Source organism: Erwinia papayae (assembly GCF_058241465.1).
In genome coordinates this window covers 437,011-457,835 of the sequence record NZ_JBZCHT010000013.1, presented here as the reverse complement: position 1 = coordinate 457,835, position 20,825 = coordinate 437,011, and the positions used below count along the sequence as shown (strand labels likewise).

The window sequence follows — 20,825 nt, the reverse complement described above, 5'->3', positions numbered from 1 at the left end:
TGATTTTATTGCAGTCCATACGCGAGGGGAGCGGCTCTAATTTGACTCGTCTTTTACTATCTTCCCACTTTTCTTCATGCGATATATTTTATTATTAGTAGTAAAAGAAAGTCCCATGTTCCTACCGTGACTGACAGTAAAAACTTTATTTTTTTCTATGCAGTTTCTTGGTGGTTTCATATCCTCGAAACAAAGTCTGTCATATTTACCTTCTTCTTTATAACCATCACCAAAATCCCAAAATACAACAGTAAAAAAACCATCAGTGTCAGGCTGGGGGACTTCATGCCTATTTTTGAGCATGTCCTGGTTTTCCTGCCACCAATTTATTCTCCCTTTATCCGTAAAAGGAAAACTCTTCACTAAAATATAACTGTGATTACCGTTTTCGTGTGCAGCGACGATTTCTACCGTACGCAGTGACAGCCATAGTACGCAGGCTAGTAGCAGACAAGCAAAGAACGACAGCGCAAATAGGGTTGTCTTAAGTTTAACTTTCACTACGGCCCCCGGTGATTTCTACAGTGGCTTCCATGTTGGTCATGTATGGCTTAAAGCCAAACTGATTGTATCGCTGGAGAACAAACCAGATGCGGAAGAAATGGAACTGACTGAATTTTGTTTTCAGAATGTCGTCGTTGTCCAGGCCAAAGTGATCCTGTACCTTGTAATGCACCACTGCCCGGTAACGGTCATTATCAATCTGTAATGACTTTATAGTAATATGCGTTGCCCAGGTATCATGTACGGTAATACCCATGCCGTTAAAGTTATCCTGAAATCTGTCAAATTTAGGTAATCTCCCTTCAGAAATCGCTTTTGATCGTTCGCTTTTTTGATTGGTTGGGTAGTATTTTTTATCCCAGTCAATATAGGTATCAAACGCCTCTTTCAACAATAATCTTGTACTATTTTCCTTCGAGTTATCCTTGGTAATATGCTCTTTCAATGCCCGGTCCAGCGAGATATCACGGAAGGGTGTACCGTTGCCGTGCTGCATGTGGGTGATCATCTTTTCGATCAGGTGGCTGTACGGCCCGTACACCGAGAAAAGGCGCGATAGCTGACGGAATTCATCAAACAGCATTGCGGCACACTACTGGCGGGTAATTTTCGTTCCCTCGCTGAGGTAAGCATACGTACTCAGCCGTGGATGCTGGAACGGCCTGCTTTTGTTTACTTTTGTCAGTGTCCAGGGGTTAACGTTGTCAGACACCTTATCAAGGTGATAATACGTTTTTAACTGTGCTTCGGTCAGATCGCCGCAGCGCATATCACTCGCGCCGTAGTCGTCCATCCATTTTTGGGTTTTGAATATGGTACATGGAAACTGTAGTGCAGCCATTGTTATACATTCCTTGTGTAATGATCCGTTGCGTCTTTACAGGGAATGATACGCACTGGTGGGCCGGAGTGTAAACGTTGAGCACTCTCTACACGTAATTTTTTGTATATTCCGGGCGGGGAGATAACGACTTTAAATCACAGTCTCTGACACTCCAGTGCCTGCATTTTCTGTGCGAGCCTGAGCGCGAACCTCGCGTAGTGAGGTACGAAAAACCTTCAGCTGCATCAGGTCAGGAGTGTCATTCCGATGGAAAGAAAGCTCACCGTAAGAGCCGATCTGCATCACGCGCTTTTTACCTGAGAACTTATACCGGAAGCGCCATGCAGGGACTTTATCCCCCGCCCGGTAGCGTAGGTAAAGCCCATTACCGTCTGAGCGCCCTTCAAACCGTTCTCCGGCCTTAATCCATGCCCGTATCTGAATATCTGTCAGCTTTGCCATAGTACCGCCTGTATGTTGAATAGGGGGTGTACCCAAACTGGGTCATGTAAATACGTTTGGGTACACCCATTATCCGCGATTTTATGCAATCATATGCGACAGTATGAAAATAAAAAAGCCCGCAATTAGCGGGCTGGGTTGGTTTTCTTGCTACTGAGTGCGACAGTATGCAACGTTACTCAATATTCTGAATCTGCTCGCGCATCTGCTCAATTAATACCTTAAGCTCAATAGCGGAGGCGGTGACGTCAGCGTTGATGGATTTTGAGGCCAACGTGTTCGACTCGCGATTGAATTCCTGCATCATAAAATCGAGGCGACGACCAACGGCCTCTTTTTTCTTCAGGATGTTGTAAGTCTCTTTGACATGAGCTTCCAGGCGGTCCAGCTCCTCGGCAACATCAACACGCTGTGCCAGCATGATCAACTCCTGCTCCACGCGGTTACTGTCAAGCTGTACCTGAGCTTCCTCTAACTTGCTGACCAGTCGATCACGCTGCCATTTCAGCACCTCTGGCATCTGTGCCCGTACTTTTGTCACCTCAGTACTGACTCCGGCAAGGCGTTGTTCGATCAACGTTTTCAGTGCAGCGCCTTCCGTTTCGCGTGAGGTAATAAAGTCATCAAGTGCCACATCCAGTGCTTTCAGCAATTCTGCGGAGATGACATCAAGATCCTGCTCTTCTGCGGACATGACGCCAGGCCAGCGCAGGATATCAACCGGGTTAATTTCACCTTCATCGCTCTGCAATTTCACCCAGTTTGCCGCCTGTACCAGTTGAACTGCCAGCTTTTCGTTCAGCACCAGCTTGCTTTGTGCCTGCGGGTTAGGATCAAAGCGCAGATTGCACTCGATTTTACCGCGTGTCAGCCGGTTACGAATCCGCTCACGGATGACCGGCTCCAGGCCGCGGAACTGCTCAGGCAGGCGGATATAGGTTTCCAGATAACGTTGGTTGACGGAGCGAAGCTCCCAGGCTGCGGTGCCCCATTCGCCTTTGGTTTCACGCCGGGCGTAGGCGGTCATGCTGCGAATCATTGTGTGTACCTGTTTTGAGATAAAGATAATCAGATTATAACGGTGGCAGTGATGGCTTAACAGGTATCAGCCAAAACTCGGCTAAATCAGCGGGGTGTCTGGCGTTTTAACGTGGTGCGATTATGATGTCCGAAGCCGACTGGCTCAGTGCCGGGCGATATGATGACAGCAACATAGCCTGTGAAGAAAAGGATACTAATGAAAAACACTCTCCTGATTGCCGCGTTGACGGCAATAACGCTCAGTGGCTGTACCGCACCCCTTCATCAACCTAAGCCGGTTCCGGTGTGTAAAGTCGGTGATGCGATGCAGCAAAGCACACTTTACTTTGGCCTGAGCAGGCCGCACGGCGTGGAAATCAGCGCAGCGGAATGGCAGTCCTTTATTGATAATGATGTGACGCCACGTTTTAAAGACGGTCTGACGGTCTTTGATGCCCGTGGGCAGTGGTTGGGACAGGATGGTAAAGTGTCGCATGAACCGAGCAAAGCACTGCTACTTATCTACAGCGCCTCGCCGCAAAATGAGCAGAATATTGAGGCCTTAAGAACGCGTTATAAGCAGCGTTTCCAGCAGGAGTCAGTGATGCGGGTTGATCAACCCGCTTGTGTCGGATTTTAAAATTGCCCGGCGCGCTGTGCGCCGGGTGATCATTACAGTACCAGACCAGCAAAGGCAGCGGAAAGCAGGCTGACCAGTGTGGAGCCGTAAACCAGTTTCAGGCCAAAGCGGGAAACCACATTACCCTGACTTTCATTCAGTCCTTTAATCGCACCGGCCACGATGCCAATTGAGGCAAAGTTGGCGAAGGACACCAGAAAAACCGAGAGGATCCCCAGCCCACGAGGTGAAAGTTCAGCTGCAATCTTTTTCAACTCAATCATCGCCACAAACTCATTCGCCACCAGTTTGGTTGCCATAATGCTGGCGGCGCGAAGCGCGTCATGGGCTGGAATACCAATCAGCCATGCGAACGGCCAGAAAACATAGCCAAGCATCTGCTGAAAGCTGATACCGAAAACACTGGAAAACAGGGCGTTAATTGCCGCAATCAGCGCGATAAATCCTATCAGCATCGCCATGATAATCATCGCCACTTTGAATCCTGCCAGGATGTATTCACCCAGCATTTCAAAAAAGCTCTGCTCTTCATGCAGCTTTTCCAGTTTGATCTCTGGCTCATCGCCAGGTTGGGTCGGATTAATCAATGACAGGATAATAAAGGTGCTGAACATATTCAGGATCAGCGCCGCCACGACATAACGTGGTTCAATCATCGACATGTAAGCGCCAACGATGGACAGGGAGACGGTCGACATCGCCGCCGCTGCCATAGAATAGAGACGGCGCGCTGAAATATCGGCCAGAATACCTTTATAGGCGATAAAGTTTTCAGACTGGCCCAGTATTAATGAGCTGACAGCATTAAACGATTCCAGCTTGCCCATTCCGTTTACCTTCGACAACAGGGTGCCCACGATGCGGATGAGGAGTGGCAGGATGCGCAAATGTTGCAGGATGCCAATCAGCGCGGAGATAAAGATGATGGGGCAAAGCACGCCAAGGAAGATAAAAGCCATCCCCTGACTACTCATCCCTCCGAATACGAATTCTGACCCCTGAGCAGCAAACTTCAGCAGTGTTTCAAAGAAACCAGCAAAAGCTGTCACTATGCGCAGGCCACCCGCCGCATGCAGAAAGAAATAAGCCAGTGCGGCTTCGATAACCACCAGCTGGATGATGATTCGGGGCCGAATTTTTTTTCTGTCATTACTGAACAGCAATGCCAGGCAAAAGATGACCACAAGGGCCAACAGGAAATGGAGAATGTCAGGCATCGCAGTTGTTCCACAGAAAGAGGGCGGTAAAGTGCAGCATTTAGCCACAAATCCTGATGCTTTTCACCTGATCTGATTGCACTACGGGAAAGATCCGGAAATCAGAAGAGTGATTGCCGTACTCAGGCTCTCATAGGCATCCGCCAGTGAAATCCGTATAATGCGCAGCCAATACAGATTTTATCAGCCGGAGAGAAACCATGCGTCCAGCAGGCCGTAGCGCACAGCAGGTGCGTCCCGTAACCCTGACCCGCCATTACACCAAACATGCTGAAGGTTCAGTCCTGGTTGAATTCGGTGATACCAAAGTGTTGTGTACTGCCACGATTGAAGAGGGTGTACCCCGGTTTCTGAAAGGTCAGGGCCAGGGGTGGGTGACAGCTGAATACGGTATGTTGCCGCGCGCTACCCACAGTCGCAATGCGCGTGAGGCTGCAAAAGGTAAACAAGGTGGTCGCACTCTGGAGATCCAGCGGCTTATCGCCCGTTCACTGCGGGCAGCGCTGGACTTAAAGGCACTGGGCGAGTTCACCATTACCCTGGATTGTGATGTCATTCAGGCGGATGGTGGCACCCGGACAGCGTCAATCACCGGTGCCTGTGTGGCGCTGGCGGATGCGTTGAATCACCTTGTCTCCGTCGGCAAGTTGCAGGCTAATCCAATGAAAGGGATGGTCGCCGCCATTTCTGTCGGTATCGTTGATGGCGAAGCGCGCTGTGACCTGGAGTATGTTGAAGACTCTGCCGCAGAAACTGATATGAACGTAGTGATGACTGAAGATGGTCGGATGATCGAGGTGCAGGGCACGGCCGAAGGAGAACCGTTCAGTCATGAGGAGTTACTCAGCCTGCTGGCGCTGGCACGCGGTGGTATTGAATCGCTGATCAAGGCGCAAAAAGCGGCGTTACAGAACTGATTATTAAGGCGACCTGAGAGTCGCCTCTTTTATAACCGACAGAGGAAGACAAGATGAAAGCCTGGCAGCGTCAGTTTATTGAATTCGCCATCAACAAGCAGGTGCTGAAATTTGGCGATTTCACGCTGAAATCAGGGCGCAAAAGCCCTTATTTCTTTAATGCAGGCCTGTTTAATACGGGCCGGGATCTGGCGCTACTTGGGCGTTTTTATGCACAGGCGCTGGTGGACTCCGCTATTAATTTTGACCTGCTGTTTGGCCCTGCCTATAAAGGCATCCCGATTGCCACTACCACGGCTGTCGCGCTGGCCGATCATCACGATCGCGATGTGCCTTACTGCTTTAATCGTAAGGAAGCGAAGGATCATGGTGAGGGTGGTTTATTAGTCGGCAGCCCCTTGCAGGGGCGTGTCATGCTGGTGGACGACGTCATCACTGCCGGAACGGCAATTCGCGAATCAATGGAAATTATCGCCGCCAATCAGGCCAGGCTTGCCGGGGTGCTGATTTCCCTCGACAGGCAGGAACGCGGTCGCGGCCAGGTTTCCGCCATTCAGGAAGTTGAGCGGGACTACGGTTGTAAGGTGGTTTCGCTAATTACGCTGAGTGAGCTGATAACCTGGCTGGAAGAGAGGCCTGAACTGGCCGACCACCTTGCTGCGGTGCGTGCTTACCGGCAGGAATTTGGTATCTGATCTGAAGAGGGCCGGCATAAGGCCGGCCCTGGTGCAAACCCGCGTCAGACCAGCTGCAAAGCCAGTAATGACCAGCGGGTTTCAAAATCCACCGTCGGACGATAACGGAAATCCGAACGAACAAAACGCGACAACATCCCTTCACAAAATGCCAGTAGCTGGCTTGCCAGCAGCGTTTCATCGGTTTTGAAGCCTTCACCATCACGCATTTTCTGCTCGCGCAGCACCTGGCGAAGCTGAAGTTCAATCCGTTCGAACAGTTGATTGATCCTGCCCTGCAAACGGTCCTGTTCAAACATCAACGCGTGACCGCTCAGGATGCGCGTCAAACCCGGATTACGCTCACCAAAGCCCAGCAGCAGCTGGATAATCAGACGCAGACGCGGTAGCGTCTCTTTTTCATCTTTTAAAATCAGATTGATGCGCGTAATCAGGCTGTCTTCGATAAATTCGATCAGACTGTCAAACATCCGGGTTTTACTGGGAAAATGGCGATAAAGCGCCGCTTCCGAAACGCCGACGTTGGCGGCCAACTTGGCGGTAGTGATGCGTTGGCTGCCGTCGCTGGATTCCAGCATCAGGGCCAGTGCCTGTAGTATTTCCTCGCGACGGTTCCTTTTCGCTTTTTTTTCTTCTGCCATGTCCTGAACAACCCCTGAAATATCACTTTGAAAGGGCAAATGCCCACGCAATCGCGGTGAGCATCATGCTAACGGCAAAAACAAGAATGGGTTTAAGCGCTGGTCGAAGGCCGAGTGCTACTGGCGACCTGAGTGTCCGAAGCCACCTTCACCACGGTCACTGGTGTCAAAATCGTTCACCAGATTGAATTCTGCCTGGACTACCGGCACAAAAACCATCTGCGCAATACGTTCACCGGGCTCAATTGTGAAGTCGTTCTGGCTGCGGTTCCAGACTGATACCATCAGTTGTCCCTGATAATCAGAATCGATAAGGCCCACCAGATTGCCCAGTACCACGCCATGTTTGTGACCCAGACCGGAGCGGGGAAGGATGACTGCGGCTAACTGAGGATCGGCAATGTGAATGGCCAGTCCGGTGGGAATTAACGTCGTGCCTCCCGCAGCCAGAACAACAGCCTCATCAAGACAGGCACGCAGGTCCAGACCCGCCGAGCCTGAAGTGGCATAAGTGGGCAAAGGAAAAACCTTGCCCACACGTGGGTCTAAAATCTTAACGTCGATTTTTTTCATCATAACGGCTGACTATCTCGTCTAGTAACTGTTGGCCAAGGAGAGATTTATCGCTGAGCGGTAATTTCTTTTCTCCATCCTGCCAAAAAAGATGCAGGGCATTGTTATCACTGTTGAAACCTTGCCCGGCCTGCGAAACATCATTGGCACAGATTAAATCCAGGTTCTTGCGCCTTCTTTTTTGTTGGGCGTATTCTTCCACATTATCTGTTTCTGCCGCAAATCCGACCACATAGGGCCGACCTTCCTTCATTGCCGCCACACCGGCCACGATATCGGGATTTTTAATCATTTTAAGGGTAATTTCATCACCCTGTTTTTTGATTTTTTTGCATGCCACTTCCGCTGAACGATAGTCTGCTACGGCCGCTGTGGCGATAAAAATATGCTGGCGATGCGCGTTGTCCATAACAGCCTGCTGCATTTCTGCTGCGGTTAATACGTCAATCCGCTTTACCCAGGGGGGAGTGGGTAAACTGACCGGACCTGACACCAGCGTGACATTCGCACCCCGCTTCGCAGCGGCTGTGGCAACGGCAAAGCCCATTTTGCCGGAGCTGTGATTAGTGATGAATCTTACCGGATCAAGGGGCTCACGGGTGGGGCCGGCGGTAATCATAATGTTCAGATGTTGCAGGTCGTTGACCGGCGACGCCCAGTTTAGCGCATTGTCCACAATGGTTAGCGGGTCCAGCATCCGTCCGGGGCCAATGTCACCACAGGCCTGGCTACCGCTATCCGGCCCCCATATCATCACGCCGCGTTCAGCAAGGCGCTGAAGATTGTGCTGGGTAGCGGCTGCCCGGTACATCTGCTGGTTCATTGCCGGCACCACTGCGATCGGGGCCGGTGTGGCAAGACAGATCGTGGTTACCAGATCGTTTGCCATGCCTGCGGCCTGGCGGGCTATCAGATCCGCAGTGGCCGGGGCCAGCACGACCAGATCGGCCCATTTGCCCAGCTCGATGTGGCCCATGGCGGCCTCTGCGGCGGGATCTAATAAGTCAGCGTAAACGGGATAGCCAGAAACAGCCTGCAAGCTAAGGGGGGTGATAAAAGCTTTTGCCGCCTCGGTCATTACCACCCGAACTTCCGCCCCCTGATCCCGAAGGCGCCTGACCAGTTCCGGGGTTTTGTATGCAGCAATCCCACCACTTACACCCAGAACAATCTGTTTACCGGTTAATCCTGCCATGCTGCTATCTGCTCCGTTGAGTCTGGCTGACGCGCACTTTGCCGTCACGATCTGCGTATTTTACCACATTCCAGTTGCCTCACATTTTCACGGCATGCTGCCTTTGCGAGGCGGATCGGGAAGCTGAACAAAACAGATGGAAAAGTACTGTATATAATGCCATGTTTTCTGTGAAAGAGAAAAGGAGATTCGACAAATGAAAGAGCAATGGCTGACTGTTCCACCACGTGAGAAGCTGCTGCAAAATGGTGCAAAGGCGCTAACGGATGCTGAGCTTCTGGCAATTTTTTTACGCACAGGCGCAAATGGCGTACACGTTATGTCCCTGGCGAGACAACTCATTGAAGAGTTCGGGTCACTGTATCAACTGATGACCGCTGGAAAAGCCGCCTTCTGCCACATTAAGGGCATTGGTGATGCAAAATATGCACAGCTGAATGCCATTGCTGAGCTTGGGCGCCGTTTTTTTACCTGTAACGAAGTGTTGGAGCACCGTTCCGTAGAAAGCGCGCAGGATATGCTGAGTTATTTAAGAAGCACGCTTGCGCATCGCGAGCGTGAAATTTTTCTGGTGGTCTTTCTGGATAATCAGCACCAGATGTTGCATCACAGTGAGATGTTTGCCGGAACCATCAACAGCGTGGAGGTTCACCCACGTGAAATTGTTCGTGAAGCCCTGAAATATAATGCAGCGGCACTCATCCTGGCGCATAACCATCCTTCGGGAATCTCCCGCCCCAGCCAGGCAGACAGGGATATCACCAGGCGGATTGTTGCTGCCTGCCAGCTGCTTAATATAAGGGTGTTGGATCACCTGGTTATCGGTCATGGTGAGTACGTCTCTTTTGCAGAAAGAGGGTGGATTTGATGCAGACAACGCAACGCAGTCCGCTTTTTCTGGTCTGAATGGAGCAATTTTGCGCGATCCTCTGGGATCTTTATCTGTTCGGGACTTGAGCACCAGCGCCGCAGGGCGTATACTACGCCACCTTTGAGAATCTCGGGTTTGGCATTTGGCCTGCTCAGCGGGTTCACATTGAACTCGCCTGGATGGGCTATGAGCCTGACGAGGCGGCCAGGACCTTATTTTTAAAGCTCGAGCTGATTTGATTTTTGGAGAATAGACATGTCACGAGTCTGCCAAGTAACTGGCAAGCGTCCGGTGACGGGTAACAACCGTTCCCACGCAATGAACGCGACGAAACGCCGTTTTCTGCCTAACCTGCATTCTCACCGTTTCTGGGTTGAGAGCGAAAAGCGTTTTGTTACACTGCGTGTATCTGCCAAAGGCATGCGCGTAATTGATAAGAAGGGTATTGAGACGGTTCTGGCCGATCTGCGTACCCGTGGTGAGAAGTACTAAGGTAAGGAACTGAAACATGGCTAAAGGTATTCGCGAGAAAATCAAGCTGGTTTCTTCTGCTGGTACAGGTCACTTCTATACCACCACGAAGAACAAACGTACTAAGCCGGAAAAACTGGAACTGAAGAAATTCGATCCTGTTGTCCGTCAGCACGTGATGTACAAAGAAGCCAAAATCAAGTAATTGATTTAAGCTAATGAAAACCTCGCCCCGGCGGGGTTTTTTCTTTTGTGAAAACCAAAACAGTGAGTCACGATAATGCCGGAATTACCTGAGGTAGAAACCAGTCGGCGAGGCATCGAGCCACATCTCACCGGCGCCACGATTCTGCATGCGATTGTGCGTAACGGACGCCTGCGCTGGCCGGTATCTGATGAGATTCATCGCCTCAGTGACCAGCCTGTGCTTAGCGTACAGCGTCGGGCGAAGTATTTATTGCTGGAGCTACCCACTGGCTGGATTATTATCCATCTGGGGATGTCCGGCAGCCTGCGTGTACTGGCAGAAGATCAACCTGCGGCCAGACATGACCATGTCGATTTGGTGATGAGCAACGGGAAAGTGCTGCGCTATACCGATCCCCGTCGTTTTGGTGCCTGGCTGTGGAGCAGTGACCTGGAGAGCAGTAACGTGCTGGCTCACCTCGGACCGGAACCTTTAAGTGAAGCGTTTAACGCTGATTATCTGTTTGCTAAATCGCGAACTAAACGCACGCCGGTAAAACCCTGGCTGATGGATAACAAACTGGTGGTAGGCGTTGGTAACATATACGCCAGCGAATCACTGTTTGCTGCGGGTATCCATCCCGATCGCCAGGCGATGGCGCTGAGCTATGAAGAGGCTGCGTTACTGGTCAACACCATTAAGGCGGTGCTGTTGCGCTCCATTGAACAGGGGGGCACCACGTTACGAGATTTTCTACAGACGGATGGCAAGCCGGGGTATTTTGCGCAGGAATTGCAGGTATATGGCCGTGCCGGAGAGCCGTGCAGAGTATGCGCCACGCCTTTGCTCAGTGCTAAACATACCCAGCGCAGTACCTTTTTTTGCCCCACCTGCCAGAAATAATCCCGGCCGGATATCGGCTCAGAGCTTCGCCAGCAGAGCGGTATGTATCGTAGCAGGTAAGAAGGCGCTGACATCTCCCTGATGTCGCGCGACCTCTTTCACCAGTGATGAAGAGATAAAGGAATACTCCTGCGACGGCATCAGAAACACACTTTCCAGCGCAGAATAAAGGTGGCGATTCATCTGTGCCAGCTGCATTTCGTATTCGAAATCAGATACCGCACGCAGGCCCCGCACCAGAACACTGGCCTGTTGCTCACGGGCGAAGTCAGCCATCAGATTACTGAAACCGACCACTTCCACATTGGATAAATGCGCGACCACTTCGCTGGCCAGCGCAATACGTTCATCCAGCGAGAACAGCGGTTTTTTGCCGGGGCTGGCGGCAATCGCCAGTACGATATGGTCGAACATCAGCGCTGCGCGGGTGACGATGTCCAGATGACCGTTAGTCATAGGATCGAATGTGCCGGGGTATATTGCTTTTGTATTCACAGATGCCCCTTGCCAGAAGAATGAGAGGCGTTATGCAGCGCCCAGAGTGCGGTGTACTTGTTAAAGGTATACTGTGCATTGACGACGGCCAGCAACCAACCCTGTTTACCGTCGAGAAAACCGGCCCGCAAAATCAACGTCTTAAAAAAGGCACCGAGAGTATGGGCAAACACCGAGGCAATGCTGCAACCTTTACCCTGATGGTAGCGCTGTTTTGCCCATGCTTCCGCGTAGGCAAACTGTTTCCACTGAAAGGCTGAAAAATCGCGACAGGTCAGATGCAGCAAATCACCGCGCAATGCCGTTACCGTAGCGCCTCTGGCGTCGAGCGATTCGTGCACCTGATGGTCGTTATAGTGAAAAGTCGCCGGATAAAGGCGGACTACCCGATCGGGATACCATCCGCTGTGGCGCATAAAGCGGCCAAGAAACAGATTGCGGCGGCTCAGACTGTAAACCGTGTTGGAGAGCGGCTGTTCCAGCACCGTTTCGATGGCACTTCTCAGTTGTGGCGTGACACGCTCATCGCTATCGATCATCAAAATGACGGGGTGGCTGGCATAGCTCTGTGCCAGCTGGCGCTGTTTGCCATAGCCCTGCCATTCTGTTGAGTGATAAACCTTTGCACCATGACGAGCCGCTATCTGCGGTGTGCCGTCACTGCTGCCCGAATCCAGCAGGATAATTTCATCGGCCCAGCTGACCGATGCCAGGCATTCCGGCAGCAGGTCCGCTGCGTCTCTGGCGATCAGCACGACGGACAGTGGGTGGCGTGTCGTCATTTAGTGGTTCCGCTGTGGCAGATAGGGTTCAAGTAACTGTAGCAGGCGTTGCAGCGCGCCCTGATTCTGATGAAGCACTTCTACGGCATGACGGCCATAGTAAAGGCGATAGTCTTCATCTGTCAGCAGCGTGCCAATCTCTTTATCCAGTGAGCTGGCATCGGTGACGGTAATCAGCCCGTCGGCCTGTGAAAGCCTGGCGCAGATATCTTTAAAATTAAAAGTATGCGGTCCCATCAGCACCGGAATGGCATGAGCTGCCGCCTCCAGCGGATTGTGACCACCACGTTCCACCAGACTGCCACCGACAAAGGCCAGGTCGGCAATGCCGTACAGCAACATCAGTTCTCCCATCGTGTCGCCAATCACCACCTGCGTACTGCCAGATGGGATCTCACCACTGCTGCGCAGAATAAAGCTGAAGCCGTTTTTTTGCGCCATATCGCGGGCAGTGGCGAATCGCTCCGGATGGCGCGGAACCAGAATCAGTAGCAGGGTGGGAAAACGCTGTAACAATCTGCGGTGTGCATCAAGAATAACGCTCTCTTCACCATCGTGAGTGCTGGTGGCGATCCATACCGGACGGCGCGGCGCCCACTGGCGGCGGAGCGTGACAGCGCGAGCGGCCAGCTCCGGGGTGACCGATATATCAAACTTCAGACTGCCGGTAATGGTCAGCTGAGTGCGTTTTAACCCCAGACTGATAAAGCGCTCGCCATCCTCTGCATTCTGCGCCGCGATCAGGGTTATCTGCCGCAGCAGACGTTGCATAAACTTACCGAGTTTTTTATAGCCCTTGGCCGAACGTTCTGACAGGCGGGCATTGGCAATGACCAACGGAATGTTGCGCGCGTGCAGTTCGGCAATCATATTGGGCCACAGCTCTGTTTCCATAATCATCACCAGCCGTGGGCTGACATTATCAAGAAACCGCTGCATCGAACCGGGCAGATCGTAGGGAAGATAGACGTGATGTACATCTTTTCCGAAGGCTGACGCTGCGCGCTCTGAACCGGTTGGCGTCATGGTGGTAACGGTGATCGGCATGGCAGGATAGCGATGACGTAATGCCCGCACCAATGGCACCGCTGCCAGTGTTTCTCCCACCGAAACTGAGTGCAGCAGGATGCCGTCCGGTTTAACCTTACCAGCGCAATAGCCATAGCGCTCCGCCCAGCGTTTACGATAGGCGGGAGCTTTGCGGCCTCGTAGCCAGAGCCGGAGCCAAATCAGCGGCTGAATGAGATACAGCAGAACGGTATAAAGTGTTGTCATCACAGTTATTAAAATGCGCGGAGCTCTGCGCAAGAGCAGGCCGAAAACAAGAAACAATGCGGCATGTTAGCAGATAGTCTTTCCGGCTCACACTACTTATCAGGCCTGCCGCATACTTCTTGATACAACGCATTAAGCTGGCCAGCCAGTTGTTGTGGCGAGTATGGCAGGACACGACGCCGGGCGGCATCGCCCATACGGCTGTCTGCACTCCTCACTGGCACGGAGACGGCCGCAGCGGTCAGCGAAGGAATATCCAACGCGTTGCAGACAAAACCCTGCTCGCCGTCAACAATGAACTCCGCGCCACCGCAGGTAAAGCTGGTGATGACCGGCAGACCACATGCCATGGCTTCCAGAATAACGTTAGGGAAGGGGTCATACAGTGTGGGAAGCATCAGGCCATCGGCGGCGTGATAGAAAGGGATAACGTTATGCTGTACACCCGCAAAATGTACGCGATCCAGACATCCCAGATGGCGGGCCAGCGCCACATAGCGCGCTTGCTGCTTGTCCTGTCCCACCACTAACAGATGAGCATCGGTAGCGGCGAGTGCGGAGATACTGGCTTTCAATCCTTTACGTTCAAAGCCGGAACCTACATAGATAAAAACCTTACTTTCAGCAGGGAGGCCCAGCGTTTCGCGTGATTGTTGCCGTTGCTCCGGCGTGGCTGGCATAAAGCGGTGTGCATCAATAGCATTATAAATAACGGCGAATTTCTCTTCCGGAAGCTGAAAGCAGCGCATGATGTCATGCTTAACCATCAACGAGTTGCAGATGATTTTTTTCAGGGAAGGTGAGCGAAACATGGTTTCTTCGGCGTTCATCACATAGCGATGGTAGGGACTCAGGCGGGTCAGTAAACGCTGGGCTGGCGAGATCACCCTTGCCCGTTGCTCCAGCCAGACCCGATGCACACCATCGCCAGCGCGAAAAATATCACAACCGGCAATGCGTTCGTGGCTTTGCACAATATCGAATTTTTCCCGCTGCCAGCAGGCGCGAGCGGCCACCGCAAAACCGCGTTCACGCGAGATTCGCCCCCATTTTCTGGGATTACAGATATGCAGATGCCAGCCGGGTTTTGGTTCACCCTGCCAGCTACGGGTGATGATGTTCAGTTGCAGGCTGTCATCGTCCAGCGCCTCCAGCGCACGGGCGATAAACCGCTCTGCACCGCCGTCGGGCCGGTATTTCTGTCGGACTATTGCCAGGCGAACTTTATTCATCCAGATATTTCCTTGCCGCTGTGACCACGTCCTCAAGCGGGATAGCTGAGAGATAACGGGTTTCTGTGTTGGTATCAATGCTGTCTGGCGACGGCAGCGCGGCAAAGTCACCGGCCCAGATAACCTGATTGTTTTCGCCCCAGGGGCGCCATTGGGTCAGCTTGGTTGGACCAAACAAGGCAATACAAGGCGTATTCAGTGCGGCCGCCATATGCATAGGTGCAGAATCGACACCGATAAACAGGCGGGCGTGATCGATTAGCGCAGCCAGTTGCGGCAGAGTGAGCTGGCCTGCCAGAGAAATGACGTGCGGGTGATGACACAGTGAGAGGATATTTTCGACCATCGCCTGCTCCTTTTTGTCAGGCGCAGCGGTTAACACAATGTCATAGCCCGACGCCGCCAGCGCATCAATAAGCCCGGCGACTTTGTCATCTTCCCAGCATTTGAATACCCAGCGTGAAGTGGGCTGGATCACGATACAGCGATCGGGGGAAGTCTGCTGTTTTGCCAGTATCGTCAGCGTTTGCTGCCAGTCCTCGTCACTGTAATGCATCGACGCCGGAAAACCGGTCTGCGGGATCCCCAGTGGCGTGAGAGCGGTCAGATTTTGTTCCACGGTATGCAGCGCATTGTGGCCCTGGGTGGAAATGAGATGAGTATGTGCGCGTTGCCACAGCGCATTCTGTCGCTTACGAAAATCGAAACCAATCCTGATTTTTGCCCCGGAAAGTCCGGTAATAATTGCGCTGCGCCACTGGTCAGCCAGATTTATCACCAGGTCGTAATGCGCATGGCGCACGGCCTTCACCAGCGCCATTTCATGACGCATATGCTGCCAGCTTCCCTCTTTCTTCCAGTTACGATCGATAATGTGCAGATGGCGGATCGCCGGATGTGATTGCAACATAGGGCGGGTTTCTTTATACAGCAGCACATCAATATTTGCGTCCGGATAGTGCTGACGGAGTGCATTGATCACCGGAGTGGTCAGCAGCATGTCACCATGATGACGCAGTTTTATCAGCAGAATATTGCGTGGCGCAAAAGTGGTGGGAATGGGAAGAGCCGTGGGCATACTCATTGGGTCTCAAAGTGAAGTGGACCAATTGTAAGGGAAACGCTGTTGCGGGGAAAGCTGACTGCTGCCCGCATTATTTTTTACGCCAGCGCCAGACGCGCCATAACCAGAGCAGCAACTGATACCACTGGCGAATTCCCCGTGCATTTCGCAACATCAGTCCCGGTGTTTTACTGGCAAACAGATCGGCAATCATCGTCTGACGCGCCTGCTCGTCCGGTTCACGACGTAACGAGTGGCAGACGATTAACGCTTCTTTGGTTACCTGCCGGTAGACTGCCGCAGGAATATTAACCTTCTGACGATAACGCTGATTGATTTCGTCCAACATTCTGGCGATTTTAAGATAATGCCGCTGATATTCGGCGTTACGCATGCCGGTGCGTTTCTGGTTGCTGATCGACTGGTCATGGACGTAGTAACGATACATGACTTTTTCGTTGTAGCGCACTCTTTGTGCATTGAGCATCAGTTCGGTGGTCCACGGAATATCCTGGTGATGCAGTCCGGGTTCAAAGCATAGCTGAAGCTGTTCGATTAACGCACGACGGTAGATACCCAGCCAAACCACATGCAGATAGCGGTTGGTCGATAATGCTTTGCCAAGCCACTCGACACCACTCAGCACGGTGGTTGATTGCAAGCGATCGGTTGGGATCAGCGGTTTCGCACGGCCACTCCCCAGGAATACCCGCTCCGCATTGCATTGCGCCACATCCAGATCGTCAGTGAGTGCCATAGTCATCAGGGTGCTGTACATCTCTGGTGATAAGGTGTCATCGGCATCGGGAAAGGTGACATATTGCCCGCTGGCAACGGCCATGCCCGCATTGCGCGCCCGGGAAACCCCACCATTCTGCTGATCGATAACCTGGATATGCGGATACTGTGCGGCATAGTGATGGGCCATTTCTGCTGATTCGTCAGTAGAACCATCATTAACGATGATAATTTCGACAGAATCCAGCGTTTGCGCCAGCACGGACTCAATAAAAGCCTGGAAACTCTTACCAGCGTTGTACATTGGGACAATCACGCTCAGCTGCGGCGCGGAGGGTTCAGAATGCGGCTTCATACTCAGGGTAATATCTTCTTTTCTGTCAGGTGTTGCGGACTGCGTGTGAAGATAAAGTCGTAAATATCATCCAGCTTGCGCGCATCAAGCGCAAAAAGCTTTTCAGCCGGATAGACAAATTTGTAAGGGGCCTGAAAGACAAATGATGAGGGGGCGATGTGGTCGGGCCCTATCAACAATACTTCACCCAGAGGTCGCTGCTCTTCAACACTACATGGGCCATAGATCAGCACAATCGGTACATTTTGCGAGTCAGCGATGTAGACATTTCCGGAGTCTGAGGCGACATAAAAGTCCATATTGCCAATTGCCCAGGGCAACTCTTCAAGCGTGAGTTTGCCAATCATGTTGACAATGTTATGGCTATCATCCAGCACGTTGTACAGCTGTTGCAACCACGGATTCTCTGAGGGTGTGCCAAATACATAGAACAGGCATGGCAGTGGACTCAGCCGCTCAAACAGTTTTTTCCATGTGGCAGCCGGGATGGTTTTGGCCTGATTGCCAGCGGAAATGCTGATGCCAATCCTGATCATATCCGGACGTGATAAATCTTCCGGTGGATTTTGCGGCTGATAAAGCGGCAGGGTGGCATGCTTGGGATAGCTTACCCGGCTCAGCGTGCGGTCTGCCAGTCGGAGATAGCTTTCCACCGTCAGCGAGGTTTTGCTGTGTTCAACAATACCGTCTGCCGTGGCGTAGAAAAGAGCGTGATACCATTTTCTACGGTAGGTTGAGAGAAACTGTTTATTAGAAGCATTACAAATCGCGGCACAGAACAGATTCAGGCCGTCAGGATGTAGCAGGTAAATGTTGTTGTAGCGATTGATCAGCATGAAGGCCAGCTTCAGCTTGTTAAGCGTGCTGCTCTTATAGTCTTCAACGTAGAACACCTCCTCAAGCGTGGCGTCATACTTCGCCAGCGGCGCAACTGTTCGGCTCAGCAGGGCATCGCTCTGTCTGAGATGTTTCAGCAGCGGGGTGATATTGATGAAATCCCCGATTTTCGCCGTCTGGATCACCAGATTGCGGGATGACTTTCTGTGGCCCAGCTTCTTTAGCAGCTTAAGAGGCAGCAGAAGCAGGAATAAAAACACATAATTCACGCCCCGTTCTCCCTGAGCGAAATGAACCCTGTCCAGTCAGCAATGGAACCGGCAGGTGTTAAGATTTTGCACATATTTATCACTGAGTTTTGATATCTGTTCCTGTTCACCATCACTATCATGGGGTAAAACCTTAAATCATGATGAAAGAAAAGTGTGATCTTCATCCGTAATGAAGCTGTGTGATAAACGAAAAGCGCGGCAATCATAACGACGTTTTCTGATGAGACATATCAGAGGTATTTTTAATTTCATTAATCAAATCAATATATTGCTGGCATATTTTCTCAACGCTGTAAGGTTGAAGATCCAGCCTGGTAACATCGGGCGGATTGTCCCAGATATCTTTCATGGTGGCTGCCAGCGAATCGTCATTCATCTCTGCCAGACCACGGGCAAGATCGCCCGTCAGAATGCTGGTTGGCCCACCCGGACAGCGGGTGCTGACAACCGGCGTATGGCAAATCAACGCCTCAACCAGCACATTGCCAAAGCCTTCACTGTCGGAGCTGACCACCAGCATTCGGGCATGGCGTATCCAGGGATAGGGATTGCTGGTAAAACCCTTGAACACAACCCTGTCGCTGATAGCCAGCTCACGGGTCAGCGCTTTCAGTTTTGTGGTGATTTCATCACTGCCCTGACCAATCAGTACCAGTGGCGCCGTCAGGCCACTTCTGGCATAGGCTCGCAGCAGGCGATCGTGGCGTTTGGTTTCATGGAAACGTCCTACATGGATCAGGTAATCCTGCCCGGCCATTTTGCAGGGTTTGAAAGATTGCGCCAGCACCGCCTCAAAATCAAAAGGGTTAAAAATAACCACTTCCCGGGCAGGCTGAATGTGGAAAGCCTGCTTAAGATCGTCAATAACATATTGTGAAACGCCCAGCACATTACGGTTTTGATAGACTTTTCTGGTCTTGGCTTTTTTCAGCCATAACGAAAATCCGCTGCGTTGTGCCAGATAAGAGGCAGAAAAAACGCCGTGCAGGCAGAACCAGATTTTCGACGGGGACAGCGTGGTGCAGCGTCTGACAATGCGGTCGGTTTTGTGCAGATGAGAAACGACCAGATCAAAGCTTCCGCCTTCTTCTTCCGCCGCAACAATCGCCTGATTCAGCAACTGCGCACGGCGACTCAGTTCCGTCAGTTTTCGCCAGGGTTTCTGGCAGCGATCTTTAATAACCAGATAATGCAGGCCATCAGGGATAGGGTAATCACACACGGTTCGCAGTGAAAACAGTGAAACGCGGTGGCCGCGTTCCATCAGTCCCCGGGCCAGCGTGAGCACCACCTTCTCAGCACCTCCGCCGGGCAAGCCATCAATGATCATCAAAATACGCTTGGACAATTTTTCACCCTTAGACAGAGGCACTTTTTCGCGGGAAGGTGTGTTTTCCCTTCCGCACTCAATACAACTTATTGTTGCCATATTTAATGCAGACCATCCCTTTATCCTGAGCGGGTTAATGATGTCGTGCCGATCTCAGGAATCTGCTTACCCACCTGCGTTGTCTGTTGAGGTTATCTTAAAAAATTAATAAAGATAGTGCTATCCGAATCGGTCCACCGCAGAGTGAGGAGACAAATCTCTTTGCGTCTCTTCAGGGGGCTGCGTAACATACCGCCAGGGTCATCGTGGAGCCGCAACCAGCATGAGCAAACCAGCATTTTTAATCACTATTGATACCGAAGGCGACAATCTCTGGCGTAACCGATCGGGCAATGTTACGACCAGAAACGCGGCATTTCTTGCCCGCTTCCAGCAGACTTGTGAAAAATATGCCTTTAAACCAACCTGGCTGACCAACTATGAAATGGCAACAGACCCCGTATACATCGAGTTTGCTCGCGATGTGCTCGCCCGCAACGCCGGGGAGATTGGGATGCATCTGCATGCCTGGAACAGTCCTCCTGATTATCCGCTGACAGAAAATGACTGGCAGTTTCAGCCCTATCTGATTGAGTACCCTCGTGAAGAGATGCGCAAAAAAGTGGCGTTTATGACCGGGTTGCTGGAAAAAACCTTTGCGACAAAAATGCTCAGTCATCGTGCAGGTCGTTGGGCCTTCAACGAATATTACGCGCAGTTATTAGTTGAATTTGGCTACCGGGTGGATTGTTCGGTGACACCGGGAGTGAACTGGCAATACTCTCCGGGCGCGCCGCAGGGCAAGGGGGGAACCGATTACAGTCGTTTTCCGCGCACCGCCTATTATATTGATCCTCATGATATTTCTCGTTCAGGAGAGTCTGCTCTGCTGGAAGTGCCGATGAGTATCCAGTACCGGCATTCCGCCCTGATGAACATACTTAAACAGGGATATGACAGCCTGCGCGGCAAAAAACGCAGTCCTTCGGTGCACTGGCTACGCCCGGTGGGCGGGAACGTTGAGCAAATGATTAACGTGGCGGAAAAATCCCTCTCATCCGGAGCAGATTACGTCGAATTTATGCTGCATTCTTCTGAATTTATGCCTGACGGAAGTCCGACGTTTAAAACCGAAGCGGATATCGAGCGGCTTTATAATGATCTTGACCGACTCTTCTCATGGTTACACAGCCGGACTCGTGGGATGACGCTGGCGGAGTATGCTGCTGATAAATCAGCCAGCGCTCCGGCGAAATCAATCAGCTGACGCTTTTAATCTGCGGGCTGT

General features: G+C 51.8%; 22 protein-coding genes and 2 pseudogenes. 8 read left to right on the top strand and 16 right to left on the bottom strand.

All coding sequences use genetic code 11. The annotated features are described in order from the left end of the window. Positions 1–36: 36 nt before the first annotated feature. The 4 genes and pseudogenes from AC3RPL_RS18335 to AC3RPL_RS18320 all read right to left on the bottom strand — a co-directional run bounded on the left by AC3RPL_RS18335 (position 37) and on the right by AC3RPL_RS18320 (position 2,828). The gene (locus AC3RPL_RS18335) at positions 37–501 is read right to left on the bottom strand and encodes a DUF943 family protein (RefSeq protein ID WP_490741076.1); all 465 of its coding nucleotides are present in this window, start codon (positions 499–501) and stop codon (positions 37–39) included. Then, a pseudogene (locus AC3RPL_RS18330) lies at positions 491–1,345 on the bottom strand (YPO3983 family protein). Before AC3RPL_RS18330 ends, AC3RPL_RS18335 begins: the two are co-directional and overlap by 11 nt. 246 nt (positions 1,346–1,591) lie before the next feature. Further along, positions 1,592–1,789: pseudogene (locus AC3RPL_RS18325) on the bottom strand (Arm DNA-binding domain-containing protein); the annotation flags it as partial. A 175-nt stretch (positions 1,790–1,964) separates the two neighbouring features. Next, positions 1,965–2,828 carry a YicC/YloC family endoribonuclease gene (locus AC3RPL_RS18320; protein WP_490741075.1) on the bottom strand — a complete coding sequence of 288 codons (864 nt, stop codon included), beginning with the start codon at positions 2,826–2,828 and terminating at the stop codon, positions 1,965–1,967. Positions 2,829–3,020: 192 nt separating this feature from the next. On the opposite strand from AC3RPL_RS18320, the gene AC3RPL_RS18315 reads away from it, so the two are divergent. Next, positions 3,021–3,449: a DUF3574 domain-containing protein gene (locus AC3RPL_RS18315; RefSeq protein WP_034935324.1), complete on the top strand. Its 429-nt coding sequence runs from the start codon at positions 3,021–3,023 to the stop codon at positions 3,447–3,449. 32 nt (positions 3,450–3,481) lie between these two features. On the opposite strand, the gene AC3RPL_RS18310 is transcribed toward AC3RPL_RS18315, so the two are convergent. Continuing rightward, a complete protein-coding gene (locus AC3RPL_RS18310) occupies positions 3,482–4,666 on the bottom strand; it encodes a NupC/NupG family nucleoside CNT transporter (RefSeq protein ID WP_034935128.1) in 1,185 nt (394 codons plus the stop codon). Positions 4,667–4,866: 200 nt separating this feature from the next. Here AC3RPL_RS18310 and rph point away from each other — a divergent pair, with 200 nt between their 5' ends. Together rph and pyrE are read left to right on the top strand one after the other, a co-directional pair. Next, positions 4,867–5,583 carry a ribonuclease PH gene (rph, locus tag AC3RPL_RS18305; protein WP_034935130.1) on the top strand — a complete coding sequence of 239 codons (717 nt, stop codon included), beginning with the start codon at positions 4,867–4,869 and terminating at the stop codon, positions 5,581–5,583. 53 nt (positions 5,584–5,636) lie between these two features. After that, the gene (gene pyrE / locus AC3RPL_RS18300; RefSeq protein WP_490741074.1) at positions 5,637–6,278 is read left to right on the top strand and encodes an orotate phosphoribosyltransferase; all 642 of its coding nucleotides are present in this window, start codon (positions 5,637–5,639) and stop codon (positions 6,276–6,278) included. A 44-nt stretch (positions 6,279–6,322) separates the two neighbouring features. On the opposite strand, the gene slmA is transcribed toward pyrE, so the two are convergent. From slmA to coaBC, 3 genes are all read right to left on the bottom strand, one after another. Further along, positions 6,323–6,919: a nucleoid occlusion factor SlmA gene (slmA, locus tag AC3RPL_RS18295; protein WP_490741073.1), complete on the bottom strand. Its 597-nt coding sequence runs from the start codon at positions 6,917–6,919 to the stop codon at positions 6,323–6,325. Between the two features lie 117 nt (positions 6,920–7,036). Then, positions 7,037–7,495, bottom strand: coding sequence for a dUTP diphosphatase (gene dut, locus AC3RPL_RS18290; protein WP_367168450.1), 459 nt, complete (start codon positions 7,493–7,495; stop codon positions 7,037–7,039). Further along, positions 7,473–8,687, bottom strand: a complete 1,215-nt coding sequence (gene coaBC / locus AC3RPL_RS18285; protein ID WP_490741072.1) for a bifunctional phosphopantothenoylcysteine decarboxylase/phosphopantothenate--cysteine ligase CoaBC — start codon at positions 8,685–8,687, stop codon at positions 7,473–7,475. The genes dut and coaBC overlap by 23 nt, the downstream gene beginning before the upstream one ends. Before the next feature lie 196 nt (positions 8,688–8,883). Here coaBC and radC point away from each other — a divergent pair, with 196 nt between their 5' ends. From radC to mutM, 4 genes are all read left to right on the top strand, one after another. Then, positions 8,884–9,555, top strand: coding sequence for a RadC family protein (gene radC / locus AC3RPL_RS18280; protein ID WP_490741071.1), 672 nt, complete (start codon positions 8,884–8,886; stop codon positions 9,553–9,555). 258 nt (positions 9,556–9,813) lie between these two features. After that, positions 9,814–10,050: a 50S ribosomal protein L28 gene (gene rpmB / locus AC3RPL_RS18275; RefSeq protein ID WP_004154798.1), complete on the top strand. Its 237-nt coding sequence runs from the start codon at positions 9,814–9,816 to the stop codon at positions 10,048–10,050. A gap of 16 nt (positions 10,051–10,066) precedes the next feature. Next, a complete protein-coding gene (rpmG, locus tag AC3RPL_RS18270; RefSeq protein ID WP_013094893.1) occupies positions 10,067–10,234 on the top strand; it encodes a 50S ribosomal protein L33 in 168 nt (55 codons plus the stop codon). Positions 10,235–10,309: 75 nt separating this feature from the next. Beyond that, the gene (gene mutM, locus AC3RPL_RS18265) at positions 10,310–11,119 is read left to right on the top strand and encodes a bifunctional DNA-formamidopyrimidine glycosylase/DNA-(apurinic or apyrimidinic site) lyase (protein WP_490741070.1); all 810 of its coding nucleotides are present in this window, start codon (positions 10,310–10,312) and stop codon (positions 11,117–11,119) included. A gap of 18 nt (positions 11,120–11,137) precedes the next feature. Here the strand turns inward: mutM and coaD are convergent, their stop codons facing one another. The 8 genes from coaD to AC3RPL_RS18225 all read right to left on the bottom strand — a co-directional run bounded on the left by coaD (position 11,138) and on the right by AC3RPL_RS18225 (position 19,498). Further along, positions 11,138–11,614 carry a pantetheine-phosphate adenylyltransferase gene (gene coaD, locus AC3RPL_RS18260; protein ID WP_490741069.1) on the bottom strand — a complete coding sequence of 159 codons (477 nt, stop codon included), beginning with the start codon at positions 11,612–11,614 and terminating at the stop codon, positions 11,138–11,140. Continuing rightward, positions 11,611–12,396 carry a glycosyltransferase family 2 protein gene (locus tag AC3RPL_RS18255; RefSeq protein ID WP_367168452.1) on the bottom strand — a complete coding sequence of 262 codons (786 nt, stop codon included), beginning with the start codon at positions 12,394–12,396 and terminating at the stop codon, positions 11,611–11,613. Before AC3RPL_RS18255 ends, coaD begins: the two co-directional genes overlap by 4 nt. Then, complete coding sequence (gene waaA / locus AC3RPL_RS18250) at positions 12,397–13,671, bottom strand: lipid IV(A) 3-deoxy-D-manno-octulosonic acid transferase (RefSeq protein ID WP_490741068.1); 1,275 nt, start codon at positions 13,669–13,671, stop codon at positions 12,397–12,399. It abuts the gene before it with no gap. A 92-nt stretch (positions 13,672–13,763) separates the two neighbouring features. Next, on the bottom strand, positions 13,764–14,903 hold the full coding sequence (locus AC3RPL_RS18245; protein WP_490741067.1) for a glycosyltransferase family 4 protein: 1,140 nt from the start codon (positions 14,901–14,903) through the stop codon (positions 13,764–13,766). Continuing rightward, entirely contained in the window at positions 14,896–15,981 is a 1,086-nt protein-coding gene (gene rfaQ, locus AC3RPL_RS18240; RefSeq protein WP_490742087.1) for a putative lipopolysaccharide heptosyltransferase III, read from the bottom strand. Before rfaQ ends, AC3RPL_RS18245 begins: the two co-directional genes overlap by 8 nt. A 76-nt stretch (positions 15,982–16,057) precedes the next feature. Then, positions 16,058–17,059: a glycosyltransferase gene (locus AC3RPL_RS18235; protein WP_490741066.1), complete on the bottom strand. Its 1,002-nt coding sequence runs from the start codon at positions 17,057–17,059 to the stop codon at positions 16,058–16,060. Positions 17,060–17,061: 2 nt separating this feature from the next. Continuing rightward, positions 17,062–18,165 (bottom strand): glycosyltransferase family 9 protein, encoded by a 1,104-nt coding sequence (locus AC3RPL_RS18230; RefSeq protein WP_490741065.1) that lies wholly within the window; start codon positions 18,163–18,165, stop codon positions 17,062–17,064. A 205-nt stretch (positions 18,166–18,370) separates the two neighbouring features. Next, positions 18,371–19,498, bottom strand: coding sequence for a glycosyltransferase (locus tag AC3RPL_RS18225; RefSeq protein ID WP_490742086.1), 1,128 nt, complete (start codon positions 19,496–19,498; stop codon positions 18,371–18,373). Between the two features lie 322 nt (positions 19,499–19,820). Between AC3RPL_RS18225 and AC3RPL_RS18220 the strand changes: the two genes are divergently transcribed. Then, complete coding sequence (locus tag AC3RPL_RS18220; RefSeq protein ID WP_490741064.1) at positions 19,821–20,804, top strand: polysaccharide deacetylase family protein; 984 nt, start codon at positions 19,821–19,823, stop codon at positions 20,802–20,804. Positions 20,805–20,825: the final 21 nt, after the last annotated feature.